The organism is Arthrobacter sp. ES3-54 (genome assembly GCF_029504395.1).
GTDB lineage: Bacteria > Actinomycetota > Actinomycetes > Actinomycetales > Micrococcaceae > Arthrobacter.
On sequence record NZ_JAQFIF010000017.1, the window covers coordinates 1 to 12,619 of the forward strand.

A 12,619-nucleotide genomic window follows, 5' to 3' on the forward strand; every position below is an offset into this window, starting at 1 on the left:
ACCTCACAAAGACCCGCAGCAGCGCCAGTCACGGTTCGTTGATCCGATGGTGATGATCTCCGAGCGGCCAGCCGAGGTCAAGGACCGGGCCGTGCCAGGGCATTGGGAGGGGGATTTGATCACCGGGGCGAACAACCAGTCCGCGATCGGGACCCTGGTCGAGCGCACGACCCGGTACGTGATGCTGGTCCACCTGTCCGGGGACCACACCGCAGAAACCGTCCGTGACGGGCTGATCGCCACGATGTCCACGCTGCCGGATCACCTGCGCGGGTCCCTGACCTGGGACCAGGGAGCGGAAATGGCCGCCCATAAATCCTTCACCCTGGCCACGGACATGCAGGTCTACTTCTGCGACCCGGGCAGCCCCTGGCAGCGGGGCTCCAACGAAAACACCAACGGGCTGTTGCGCCAATACTTCGAAAAGGGCACCGACCTGTCTATCTACGGCCCCGAGGACCTCGAACGCGTCGCCCAGGAACTCAACGGCCGCCCACGCAAAACGCTCGACTGGGATACCCCAGCCGAGCGTCTGCGTGATCTACTAATGACCACCTAGCCACCAGCGGTGTTGCAACGACCCCTTGAAACCGCCCTTGGGCTCCCGCCGTCGTCCTCTTAAAGCTGCTGCGGACATGTGGTCAGTTTTTGACAACGTCCAGCTCAATCACAGCCCAGGACAGCGCCGGGAGCGTTGCCCGGAGTTCGGAGCCGCTCGCCTTCGCCCCCTCCAGCGGCTTGAGCCCCACCTGGTCCGGATTGCCTTGGGAATTGACCGTGAAACGGTTCCCACCTTCGGGGATTTCCAGGACCTCCGCGCGGAGCACCCGGCGGGCATCAAACCCGCGCAGTGCGACTTCAACATCTGCCGCTTCCTCGAGGCCGCGGTTTGCGACGAAGAGCGCCACGCGGCCCGTTTCCTCGTTCCACGTCGCACTCACATCCACGAGGTCTGTGTCGCCGAAGCGGGTATTTTCGTACTTGTCCGAGTCAACGGACAGGCGCAGGATCTGGCCCTTCGCCAGTTCGGCCATGCGCGCGAAGGGGTGGAAGATGGTCTGCCGCCAGGCCGGGCCGTTTTCCTCGCTGAGGATCGGGGCGATGACGTTGACCAGCTGTGCCTGGTTGGCGATCTTGACCCGGTCGCCGTGGCGGAGCAGCGAGTTGAGCAGGGTGCCGACGACGACGGCATCCGTCACGTTGTACTTGTCCTCAATGACCCTTGGGTGCTCGCGCCAGCCGGCCTTGGCCACCTGGCTGGGCTGGTCCTCGGTATCGAGGCCGCGCTGGTACCAGACGTTCCACTCGTCGAAGGACAGGTTGACGTGTTTCTTGTGCTTTCCCTTCGCCCGGACGGCATCGGCAGTGGCGATCACTGATTCGATGAAATAATCAGTGTCCACTGCGCTGGCGAGGAAGCTGCCGACGTCGCCCTCATGCTCCTGGTAGTAGGCATGCAGCGAGACGTAATCCACTTCCTCGTAGGCGTGGGTGAGCACTGTCTGTTCCCAGGCTCCGAACGTGGGCATGGCGGAGCTGGAGCTTCCGCAGGCCACCAGTTCGATGTCCGGGTCCACGAACCGCATCGCCTTGGCGGCTTCCTGGGCCAGCCGGCCGTACTCTTCCGCGGTTTTGTGGCCGATCTGCCAGGGCCCGTCCATTTCATTGCCGAGGCACCAAAGCTTGATGTCGAACGGGTCCTTGTGCCCGTTCTTGGCGCGCAGGTCCGAAAGATAGGTGCCTCCGGGATGGTTGGCGTACTCCACGATCTCGCGCGCCGCATCCACTCCTCTGGTGCCCAGGTTGATGGCTTCCATGATTTCGGTCCCCGCCTGACGGGACCAGTCCACGAACTCGTGCAGTCCGAAGGCGTTCGTCTCCAGGGTGTGCCAGGCGCCGTCGAGCCGCCGTGGGCGGTTTTCCCGCGGGCCTACTCCGTCTTCCCAGTTATAACCGGACACGAAGTTTCCGCCGGGGTAGCGGATGACAGTGGCCCCGAGTTCCTTGACGAGCTTAAGCACGTCCTGGCGGAAGCCGTTTTCGTCGGCCTCCGGATGGCCCGGTTCGTAGATTCCGGTGTAGACGCAGCGGCCCATGTGCTCAACGAAGGAGCCAAAAAGGCGGCGGGGCACCTCCCCGATGGTGAAGTCTCGGTCCAGGGTGATTCGTGCGCGGGACATGTGGGGTATCTCCTTTTGGTTGAACAGGTTCGTTGGAAGTAATCAGGGCTCGGGTTCAGGTGCCGGCGAGGCCGGTGGTCGCAACGCCCTTGATGATCTGGCGCTGGAAGAACAGGAAGACCAGGATGAGCGGCAGGGCCGCGAGCAGCGCGGATGCCATGTTTTGTGCGTACTGAATGCCATAGGCACTCTTGATGGTCTGCAGTCCCACCGGAAGGGTCAGGATGGACCCGTCGTTCGTGGAGATGAAGGGCCAGAGGAAGTTGTTCCACGCGCTGATGAAAACGAAGATCGCGACGGCGGCGAGGATGGGGCGTGAGAGCGGCAGGATGATCCGGACGAAGATCCGCATCCGGCTGGCCCCATCCATCACCGCAGCTTCCTCGAGTTCACGCGGGATCTGATCAAAGAACTTTTTGAGCACAAACACCATGGCGGGGTGGATGACCTGCGGCAGGATGACGGCCCAGGCCGTGTCAATCATGTGGAGCGCCACCATTTGATAGAACAGCGGAATCATCAGCACCGGTGGCGGGATGATGATGGAGGCGATGATCACCGTCATCAGGACTTTTTTGCCCCGGAAATCGATGCGCGACAAGGCGTAGGCGACCAGCGCGGAGATGACCAGCGTGATCACCGTGATGGCGGCCGAGGTATAGAGGGAATTCCACGTCCACAGCGGGATATTGCCGTCTTGGAACACCTTGACGAAAGCATCGGCCGTAAAGCCCGACGGCGGGATCCAGCTGACCGTCGGCGCTGCGGCGTCGGTTTCGCTCTTGAAGGCCGTAACCGTAGCCCAGGCGAAGGGAATGAGCCACAGGACTGCCAGGAGCGCCGCGACCGCGGTGACGGCGGCCTTGCCGGCCGTGATCTTCCGGCGGGGTTTTCGGGCCGCTGCAGCGCCGGCGATGTGCGGGGCGGGGCGGGTGAGTGTCTGGGTTGCCATAGTTATGCACTCCTGCGGCGCGTGATGAGGAACTGCATGACCGAGACGATCACGATCAGCCCGAAGAAAATGTAGGAGACGGCTGCGGAGTAGCCCAGCCGGTAGCCGGTAAAGCCGGTTTCGAAGATGTACTGAACTACCGGCCTGGTGGAACCGCTGGGGCCACCGGCCGTCATCTGGTACACCTGATCAAAGATTTTCAGTGATGCCAGGATCTGGAGGAGGACGATCATCACGGTGGTCGGCGCCAGCTGCGGCAGAGTGATGGAGAAGAACTGCCGCCAGGCTCCGGCCCCGTCCAGGGATGCCGCCTCGTAGTGCTGGTGGGGGATGTTCTGCATGGCCGCCAGGTACAACAGAAAGTTGAAGCCCACGGTCCACCACAGCGTGGCGATGACGATGGCCCACATCGCCACATTCGGGTCGTTCAGCCAGGCCACCTTTGGAAGCCCGATTTTCGCCAGGGAGTCGTTGATCAGCCCCAGCTGCGGGTTGTACATCCAAGTAAAGAAGAGTGAGACCACGGTCGAGGCGAGCAGGTACGGAGCAAAGTAGGAGAGCCGCCACAGCCATTGGGCAGGCAACCCGACGTTAAGCAGGGCGGCCATGACCAAGGCGACGATCACCAGGGGAACCGTGCTGATCACCGTGAAGTAGAGCGTGTTGCCCAGGGAACGCCACATGTCCGCATCGGCCAAGGCCTCGGCGTAGTTGGCCAGGCCAATCAGGTTGTCGTTGGCGCCGGTAAGGGACTTGCCTGTCAGGCTCATGAAGAGGCCGTAAAGAATGGGCCAGACCAGGAAGACCAGGAAGAACGCCAGGAAAGGGGCGGCGAAGCCCCAGCCGGTCAGATTGTCCCTGGCTTGACGGGACGGGGCCGGGCCCGGCTGGGGACGGCTCCGGGTTGGACGGGAAGATGCCGTACGCTCAGCGGTCCGGCCGGACGTTGCTAACGAACTCATCAGGGACTCCTTTGTCACTCGGGTGGCTCAGACCGGATTGGGCCGGGAGAGAAGGGTGTTGGTGCGGTGCACGAAGGCGTCCCAACCGTCGGCGGCCTTGTCGCGGCCGAGGAGTACGTTCTGCACGTTTTCCGCAAAGTAGGTTTGCCAGTCCGAGCCGGAGCCACTGAACCAGGATTCCGGGTCGTAGTTGATAATGTCCGCCGCGTTGGCGTAGTGAATCTGGGGGGTGAGTTCCCGGTACGCCTGTGACTGCACGATCGGCTGATAGGCCGGAATGTGTCCGGCTTCCGCCCAGGACAGCGATCCCTTGAGGACATCGCTCACGAACTTGTACACGTCGCGCCGCTTCTCGTCGTCGGCGTTGAGTTGCCGCGGCAGGACAAAGGAATGAGAGTCAGCATAGGCAGCCGGCGTCCCGTAGAGCGTGGGGATGGTTGCCGCGTCGACCGGCAGACCGGCCTTCTTGAGAGTGGGAAGTTCCCAGACACCGCTGAAGAGCATGCCGGAACCGCCACGGGCAAATTCGGCGATGCCCGTACTGATGTCCCCGCTCTTGGCAGCTACTGTGTCGTCGAACAGTGACGCCATGAATTCCAGGGACTCGATCGCCGCATCCCTGTCAGCCTTCATCGGTTGCCCCTGGGTGAGTTCCATGTCCACACCGTGCTGCTTGTAGAGGGTGTAGAAAAGGCGCCACATCTGGGATCCGCTGCCAAGGTAGCCGAAGGACAGGCCGTGCGCCTGCGTCACCTTCTGCATTTCGCGGGCCATCGAGAGGAACTCCTGCGGGGAACTTGCAGCCTGCAGGTGCCCGTCGGGGGCCAGCACCCCGGCCTTGCCGGCAACCTCGGTGTTGTAGAACATGACGAAAGGGTGCGAGTCCAGGGCAATGGAAAAAACCTGGCCATTCTGCTGGCTCTTGTCCCAGATCCTCGGTGCGAAGCTCTGGGGCGTCACGCCGTGTTCTGCCAGCAAGGACATGTCCCACGGGTCGATGAGTCCTCCGGGGGCGTAGCCGGGAACCCGGCTTGCGTGCATGATGGCAAGTTCCGGCGGACGGCCTCCGGCTGACGCCATCGCCAGCTTTGTGTAGTACGGCGGCCCCCACGCCAGGACGGTCGGATGAACGGTGAATCCGGGATTGCCCTCGTTCGCCTTACTGATCATTGCCTGCATCTTGATGCCGTCACCGCCGGACAGGAGGTGCCAGAACGCAATGTCCCGCACGCCCGCTGCCGAGGCGGGACCTCCGCAGCCTGTGAGGCCGGCCGCCGCGAACACGCTTCCGAAGGCCGCCGAACCTGCCAGTAATTGCCGCCGGGTCACTTGTTTCCCGGCAAAAAAGTCAATCTGCTTCACCCGTCACTCCTTTGGATGGGTCCGCTGAAAAATAATCCTGATGGCACAAAACACTGCCGTTCCGGTGCACTGAGTCCCGGGAGCGGCAGGGGCGATGTGACGCGGAACTCACATTACATCGATGTAAAACTCACCACAAGGGAAAATTGTTAGCGTGAACAAGTGATGCAGCAGTCTCGTTTTGGTGCGCTCTCTTTAGCCGCGGGTGCTGTCCCGCTCGACGATTCTGTAGTCGAGGGTGACCACCCTCTGCTCGCCGGTACGGTCTGCCATCCGCTCGGTGAGCAGGCGGAGGGCTTCGCTGGCCACCTGGCGCTTGTCGAAGGAAACTGTGGTGAGGGATGGCACGGCGTATTGCCCGTCGGCGATGTCGTCAAAGCCCGCCACGGCAACGTCGCCAGGGACGCTGATTCCCCTGTTCCACAACACGCTCATAGCGCCGATGGCCATGGAGTCGGTGAAGCAGAACAGCGCCTCTGGGAGCGGGTGGGAGTCCAGATAGGAGGCGAGCGCGGCGGCGGCCGTCTGCGGTGTCCACTTTTCGCACGGGATGAGCAGTGAGTCGTCGCGGTCGATGCCGAGCTCTTCGAGCGCGGCGTGGTAGCCGCGGGTCCGCAGGATTGCTGCGGCGGAGCCTCGGCCTTCCGCGGTTCCGAGCACGGCGATACGACGCCGGCCGGTCCTGGCAAGCGCCAGGGTCATGTCACGGGCGGCAGCAACGCTGTCCACCCACACCCGGTCGGCCAGTTTTTGGGACACCTCACCCAGCAGAACGACCGGGGGCAGTGAGACGCCCACCTTGACGGCACTCTCGTCCAGCACCACCGGGTTGAGGATCAGGCCATCGATAAGGTTGGACCGCGCGCGGGACATCAGTTCGTATTCGCGCCGGGGATCGGACCCGGTTTCCTCGATCTGAACGCTCCAGCCCTGCTCGTGGGCAACTTCCACCACGTTGTGCGCAATCTCGGCCGAGTAGGGAGTCGCCAGGTCCGGCAGCGCCAAGGCGATAACACCCGACCTGCCGTTGCGCAGTCCGCGGGCGGAGAGGTTGGGCACATAATCCAGCTCGAGAATGGCCTGCTCCACCTTGAACTTGGTGGCTCCACTAACCGGAACGATTCCGTTCATCACGTTCGAGACGGTCTTGGGTGAAACGCCGGCACGACGCGCGACGTCCTTGACGGTTGCGCGCACTGCTCCCCTTTCAAAGCATCCTGGGCCAAAGCCCGCAGCCAATGGCTGCTGCTGTGGATGACCTGCTGACGATGTTACCTCCCGTCTCGGCGGGCGGCGGAGGAAGCGCCTTGACAGGAAAATTGTTAGCGCTCACAGTTGTTAGAACGAAACGTACCTTCACCGGAAAGCCGACCAAATGAAGAACTGGGCAGGAAATCTCAATTACTCATCAGCGGACGTCTTGCGCCCGGAGTCGGTGGCTGAGCTCGCACAGGTAGTGGCGCGCGCCGGCCGGGTCAAGGCCCTCGGATCGCGGCACTCCTTCAACCGCGTGGGGGACACCGACGGCGTGCACGTGCTGCTGGACGCCCTGCCGCAGCACATCGAACTGGACTCAGAACGGCAGACGGTCCGCGTCAGCGGCGGAGTGAGCTACGGTGCGCTGTGCCGCGCGTTGGAACAGTCCGGCGTGGCCATCCACAATCTGGCGTCACTGCCCCACATTTCCGTGGCAGGGGCAGTCCAGACGGGCACCCATGGCTCTGGGGTGAACAACCCCTCCCTGGCCGGGGCGGTGGAGGGCCTTGATCTGGTCCGGCCCTCGGGCGAGCAGGTATCGCTGTCCCGCGCGGACGGAGAGGAGTTCCTGGGCAGCGTGGTGGGCCTGGGCGCCCTTGGCATCGTCACCGGCCTCCAGCTTGCCGTCCGGCCAAGTTTCAGCATGCGCCAGCGTGTTTTGGAAAACCTGCCGTGGGAACGGGCGCTGCCGGACTTCACACAGCTCGTGTCCAGCGCCTACAGCGTGAGTCTTTTCACCGATTACGCAGGCGATTGCATCAGCCAGGTCTGGCTCAAAGCGCTGGACTCGGAGCCTCCCATCGGCGACCTGTTCGGCGCCACGGCTGCCATCCGCCCGCGGCACCCGCTGCCGGGGATGTCCGCCGAGAACTGCACAGTCCAGATGGATGAGCCCGGGCAATGGCTGGACCGGCTGCCGCACTTCCGCCACGAGTTCACGCCCAGCAAGGGTGAGGAACTGCAGAGCGAATTCATCCTGCCGCTGGAGCAGGCCCCTGCTGCACTCCAGGCAGTGCGGAGTCTGGCGGACAAACTTGCACCTCTGCTTTTTGTCTCGGAAATCCGGACCGGCGCCGCCGACGAATTCTGGCTCAGTCCCTTCTACCGGCAGCAGAGCGTTGCCCTGCACTTCACATGGAAGCCGCTGCAGCCGCAGGTGGAAGCCGTTCTTCCACAGCTCGAAGACCTGCTTCAGCCGTTCGGGGCCAGACCGCACTGGGGCAAGCTTTTCACTCCCGGCGGTCACGACTGGGAGTCCCTCTACCCCCGCTTTGCGGACTTCCGCTCGCTGGCATCGATGCACGACCCGCAGGGCAAATTCCGCAACGGACTGCTGGACAGCGTCCTCGGTGTCCCGGCGGTGAACTCACGCTAGGCGGTTGGCGGACGGACGAAAACTCCACTGCCCGGCCGGATTCATTGCCTCATTGGCCTCGGGATGTGAGTTGAGCAGCCCCGAATGACACCGCGAATTGAACGCACCATAGATCGACGGACTTGTACTTGGACAGATCAACCTCATCCGAGATCGGGCGGCGGGCTCCTGGAGTCCATGCAGACCGAGAACTCCCATGCCTAGGGATTTCAGGGTGCCTTATAACCCACGCCGACGCTGATTCGTCAACAGTTTGTTGACAACACTATGTTGATGCCAGAAGGTTGTGGTGTCGGCGGGGCGCAGGGCCGGCGGGAACTGGAGGCTGGAATGAACGAGACCGACGGAGCCGGCGTCGGGTCCGACGACGCTGCGGAGGCTCTCCGCCAAAGCCAGGCGGCGCGGATTTTGCTGGACAGGGGCGCGTCAGAACTGCCGCCCCGGCCGTGGCTGGGTGAGCGACAGCCCCCTTCCGCGAGCGACCTCGTCCAGCACGTCCTGTGGCGGGCCAACGGGACCGGTCGCGGAGAGTCGGTGGATGGTCTGGACGTGCGGGCCGGCCTCACCCTTATGTCAGCCGCGCGGGCAGAGATGGATGGCCTGGAAACCGCGCTCCTGTTCCTGGCACGGGCCGAGGGGCTGACCTGGGCGCAGATTGCCCAGAGCCTTGGTCTGCGCTCAGCGCAGGCCGCGCAACAGCGACTCGACCGGCTGCTCGGCAGGCCCGAGACGGGTGCGGTGGGCTGACGTGGAATTTACCTCTGCGGCCAAGGCCGGAACAGAAAGCATGGATCCCTCCGGCGCCGTTCTCCACGGAATCGGAGCAAGCCCGGGTGTCGCGTGCGGGACTGCGCGGACCGTTCACAGCCTCGACCAATTCTCCGCGGTGATGCCTGGCGACGTCCTGGTCTGCCGCACCACTGACCCCGCCTGGACACCACTGTTCGGGATGGTCGCTGCAGTTATCACGGAAACGGGCGGAGTGCTTTCGCACGCCGCCATCGTGGCCCGCGAACACGGTATCCCCGCCGTCCTGGGGATACGCGACGCCCTGACCCGTATCTCCACCGGAACGACGCTCACGGTGGACGGCACTCATGGAACCGTCCACGAGAAACCCGCAGGCCCCGGAGCCGGTCCACGATGAGCCCGCAACAGCCATCAATGCTGCTCCCCCTGCACGCCATGAGGCTGCTCGGCTTCGCGGACACTAAGTCAGTTGCTGAACGGTTCGGCCAGGATCCGAACCACGTCGAACGTCTCCTGATAGATGCCGGCGCAAAAGGATGGGCGGTGCGCTCCTCCTTCGGGGGAATCCGGGGCTGGTCCCTGACAGTCTCCGGCAGGACTGAAAACGAACGGCTCCTGGCGGAGGAGCTCACCAGCGCAGGCGGCCATGCAGAGGTCACCGCCGTGCACGCGAACTTCGCACCCCTGAACGCAGAGGTCGTGGCCGCCTGCAGCAAACTCCAACTCCGCTGGCTCTCTGACGGAAATCAGCCAAACGACAGGATCGACGAGCATACACATCAAACCTTCACCCGGGCGACGGCGTCCCTCAGCGATCTGGAAGCCCGCCTGACAGCGGTGTTACCGCGGTTCAACGGATACACGCAACGCCTCGAGCAAGCAGTAACAAATGCAGCCACGGAGCCGGCTTGGTTCACCGCCACAGACCGCGACTCCTTCCACCGCATATGGTTCGAGCTGCACGAAGACCTCATCGCCACCCTCGGCCTCCGGAGATGAACACTCCATGCCAGCCCCAAGAGACCCAGCAGAACCGCCACGTCCACGCTGCGATCTGGCCGATAGTCCCGCTGCGACCAGTCAGCACGATGCGCTCCACCTCGCCGATGACATCGGCCGTGACAAGGCCCTGATCCACCTCGACACTTGCTGCATGAACATCGAGAAAAACGATCTCGTTTCACCCCCCTACGAGGTGGGTGACCGGCTCGGATATGTCCACACCGGCGAGAACCACCGCGGTTACCTCGGATCAGGGCACCTTAATTTCACCGCCATCTTCCACGCCACACGGGCAACGCGATGACACTGGAGGGCCTCCTGACAAGGGTGAGGCACCTGAATGCTTCCCGTACGACGCCGGTGGTCATCGGCGTCGTCGGGGCGCCCGGAGCTGGAAAGACGACCCTCGTCGAAAGCCTCGTCGGCGAACTGAACAAGGACACCACAGATCCGGAGCAGCAGGCCTACGCCCATGTGCCCATGGACGGCTTTCACCTCTCCGATCACGAGCTGACACGTCTGGGCGTGCTGGATCGCAAGGGCGCCCCCGAGACGTTTGACGTGCACGGCTACGCGGCCTTGTTGCAGCGCCTGCGATCCCCACGGGAGGCTGTGGTTTACGCGCCCGGGTTCGAGCGCACCATAGAACAGCCCATCGCCGGGGTCATCCCGGTCTTCCCGACGGCGACGACGATCATCACCGAGGGAAACTACCTCCTGCTCGACCGCCCGGGCTGGGAGCTTGTGCGGAACCAGTGCACGGAGATTTGGTATTGCGAGCAGGACAACAATCTACGCGTACAGCGCCTCATCCAGCGCCACATCCAGTTCGGCAAGAGTCCAGCCGAGGCCGAGGCATGGGTGCACACGGTGGACGAGAAAAACGCCCGGCTGATCCAGGCAACGAAGGCGAGTGCCGATCTTGTTGTCACGCTCGAGGAGGCTTCCTCGAATGCCGTTTGATCCGAGCATCCCGTCCACCCGTGAGGAGAACTGCAGCGCGGACGACGGCGGGACCTCTCGCCGTCGCCCGTGGGAAGCCCTGGCAGGGTATGGCAGCCGCGGCGGCCACCACTTAAGCAGGTAGCCGAAATACCCCGCGGTGGCCGGTAGCGCGCTCATTGGTTGTCAGTAAACTGGGACGCATGACCGAGCACGAACCGGCACCTGCCGGGGTCGCTGAGTCTCCAAGCCCGGCCGATCCTGACGCCATCGACACGTCCTTGCGCAGTCCGGCACAGCGGTCCCGCACGTTCGCCGGGATCCTGGTAAACACTGCCCTGGCCAACATCACCACCAGCTATCTGTGGTTTGCCCTGACGTTTTGGGTCTATCTGGAGACGCGCAACGTGATCGCCACCGGGGTGATCGGCGGGGCATACATGCTGTTGATTGCCCTTTCCAGCATCAGCTTCGGCACGTTTGTGGACCGCTACCGCAAGCTGGCCGTGATGCGCTTCGCCGCTGGTTTCACGCTGGTGATGTTCCTGCTGGCCGGGGTGATGTTCCTGCTGACACCTACTGCCAGCCTGCTGGACCTGACACAGCCGTGGTTTTGGATCTTCGCCGTGATCATCCTGGTGGGCGCGGTGGTGGAGAACATGCGCAACGTGGCCCTCTCCACCATAGTCACCATCCTCATCGAGCCGGGCCGGCGGGCTAACGCCAACGGGCTGGTGGGCATGGTGCAGGGTCTGGCGTTTATCGTCACCTCGGTGCTCTCCGGGCTGTCGGTCGGGCTGCTGGGCATGGGCTGGACGGTCGTCGTGGCAGTGGTGCTCACTGCCCTTGCCTTCGCGCACCTGCTCACGCTGCGCCTGCCGGAGGAAGTGCGGGTGGCCACCACGGACGCCCACGGCGCATTCGACCTGCGCGGCTCCGTTGCCGCCGTCCTGGCCATTTCAGGCCTGTTCGCGCTGATCCTTTTCACCACGTTTAACAACTTCATCGGCGGCGTCTATATGGCGCTCATGGATCCCTATGGACTGGAGATGTTCCCCGTGGAGCTGTGGGGAGCCGTGTTCGCCCTGGGATCCACCGGGTTCATAGTCGGCGGCGCGTTGATCGGCAAGTTCGGACTCGGATCCAATCCGCTGCGCACCATGCTCATCGCTGTCATGATCATGGGGGTCCTCGGCGCTGTGTTCACGCTGCGGGAGTGGGCATGGCTGTACATCGCGGGTATCTGGCTGTACCTGGTGCTGATTCCTTTTGTGGAGGCCGCCGAGCAGACGGTCATCCAGCAGGTGGTGTCGCTGCCCCGGCAGGGCCGGGTGTTCGGGTTCGCCATGGCCTTCGAGTCGGCGGCAGCGCCGATCACCGCCTTCCTCATTGCCCCGATCGCCCAGTTCTGGCTCATCCCCTATGCGCGGTCCGCTGAGGGCGCCGCCCAGCTGGCACCGCTGCTGGGCGAGGGCACCTCCCGCGGCATTGCCCTGATCTTCCTGGTGGCCGGCATCATCATGATCGCAGCCGCGCTGCTGGCCTTCCTGACCCCGGTCTACCGCCGCGTCTCGGCGTCGTATGCGCAGGCGGCTGCAGAGGAGCCGGAGACCGCGGACTCTTGATCGCCTGCGGAGCGGGGACTGGCTGACTGAGCCGGTGCTCGCCTTCACAGAAGCGGGGGGCGGGGGGGCGCCCCCCCCCCCCCCCCCGGGGGGGGGGGGGGGGGCCCCCCCCCCGCCCCCCCCCCCCCCCCCGGGGGGGGGGGGGGGGCGGGGGGGGCGGGGGGGGGGGTGCTGTGGCGGGGTGGCGGGGTTTTTGGGGTGGGGGGGGGGGG

14 protein-coding genes are annotated in these 12,619 nt (G+C 64.0%); 8 read left to right on the forward strand and 6 right to left on the reverse strand.

All coding sequences use genetic code 11. The features are described from left to right. A partial coding sequence (locus M2428_RS19485) for an IS30 family transposase (RefSeq protein ID WP_277527615.1) occupies positions 1-559 on the forward strand: 559 nt, incomplete at its 5' end. A gap of 82 nt (positions 560-641) precedes the next feature. Here the strand turns inward: M2428_RS19485 and M2428_RS19490 are convergent. The 5 genes from M2428_RS19490 to M2428_RS19510 form a co-directional block, all read right to left on the reverse strand. Then, positions 642-2,180 (reverse strand): alpha-N-arabinofuranosidase, encoded by a 1,539-nt coding sequence (locus M2428_RS19490; RefSeq protein ID WP_277527616.1) that lies wholly within the window; start codon positions 2,178-2,180, stop codon positions 642-644. Between the two features lie 55 nt (positions 2,181-2,235). Beyond that, positions 2,236-3,132: a carbohydrate ABC transporter permease gene (locus M2428_RS19495; RefSeq protein ID WP_277527617.1), complete on the reverse strand. Its 897-nt coding sequence runs from the start codon at positions 3,130-3,132 to the stop codon at positions 2,236-2,238. Positions 3,133-3,134: 2 nt separating this feature from the next. Next, the gene (locus M2428_RS19500; RefSeq protein WP_277527618.1) at positions 3,135-4,094 is read right to left on the reverse strand and encodes a sugar ABC transporter permease; all 960 of its coding nucleotides are present in this window, start codon (positions 4,092-4,094) and stop codon (positions 3,135-3,137) included. Positions 4,095-4,121: 27 nt separating this feature from the next. Then, positions 4,122-5,456: an extracellular solute-binding protein gene (locus M2428_RS19505; RefSeq protein WP_277527619.1), complete on the reverse strand. Its 1,335-nt coding sequence runs from the start codon at positions 5,454-5,456 to the stop codon at positions 4,122-4,124. Between the two features lie 195 nt (positions 5,457-5,651). Then, a complete protein-coding gene (locus M2428_RS19510; RefSeq protein WP_277527620.1) occupies positions 5,652-6,653 on the reverse strand; it encodes a LacI family DNA-binding transcriptional regulator in 1,002 nt (333 codons plus the stop codon). A 178-nt stretch (positions 6,654-6,831) separates the two neighbouring features. Between M2428_RS19510 and M2428_RS19515 the strand changes: the two genes are divergently transcribed. After that, positions 6,832-8,088, forward strand: coding sequence for a D-arabinono-1,4-lactone oxidase (locus M2428_RS19515; protein ID WP_277527621.1), 1,257 nt, complete (start codon positions 6,832-6,834; stop codon positions 8,086-8,088). Positions 8,089-8,137: 49 nt separating this feature from the next. On the opposite strand, the gene M2428_RS22275 is transcribed toward M2428_RS19515, so the two are convergent. Continuing rightward, on the reverse strand, positions 8,138-8,311 hold the full coding sequence (locus tag M2428_RS22275; protein ID WP_346780763.1) for a DM13 domain-containing protein: 174 nt from the start codon (positions 8,309-8,311) through the stop codon (positions 8,138-8,140). 50 nt (positions 8,312-8,361) lie between these two features. Between M2428_RS22275 and M2428_RS19525 the strand changes: the two genes are divergently transcribed. From M2428_RS19525 to M2428_RS19550, 6 genes are all read left to right on the forward strand, one after another. Beyond that, positions 8,362-8,835 (forward strand): hypothetical protein, encoded by a 474-nt coding sequence (locus M2428_RS19525; RefSeq protein ID WP_346780762.1) that lies wholly within the window; start codon positions 8,362-8,364, stop codon positions 8,833-8,835. A 1-nt stretch (position 8,836) separates the two neighbouring features. Further along, on the forward strand, positions 8,837-9,235 hold the full coding sequence (locus M2428_RS19530; protein ID WP_277527622.1) for a PEP-utilizing enzyme: 399 nt from the start codon (positions 8,837-8,839) through the stop codon (positions 9,233-9,235). Further along, positions 9,232-9,837 carry a hypothetical protein gene (locus tag M2428_RS19535; protein WP_277527623.1) on the forward strand — a complete coding sequence of 202 codons (606 nt, stop codon included), beginning with the start codon at positions 9,232-9,234 and terminating at the stop codon, positions 9,835-9,837. Before M2428_RS19530 ends, M2428_RS19535 begins: the two co-directional genes overlap by 4 nt. 154 nt (positions 9,838-9,991) lie before the next feature. Beyond that, positions 9,992-10,144 (forward strand): hypothetical protein, encoded by a 153-nt coding sequence (locus tag M2428_RS19540; protein ID WP_277527624.1) that lies wholly within the window; start codon positions 9,992-9,994, stop codon positions 10,142-10,144. After that, positions 10,141-10,803, forward strand: coding sequence for a nucleoside/nucleotide kinase family protein (locus M2428_RS19545; RefSeq protein WP_277527625.1), 663 nt, complete (start codon positions 10,141-10,143; stop codon positions 10,801-10,803). The genes M2428_RS19540 and M2428_RS19545 overlap by 4 nt, the downstream gene beginning before the upstream one ends. 182 nt (positions 10,804-10,985) lie before the next feature. Continuing rightward, a complete protein-coding gene (locus tag M2428_RS19550; protein ID WP_277527626.1) occupies positions 10,986-12,407 on the forward strand; it encodes an MFS transporter in 1,422 nt (473 codons plus the stop codon). Positions 12,408-12,619: the final 212 nt, after the last annotated feature.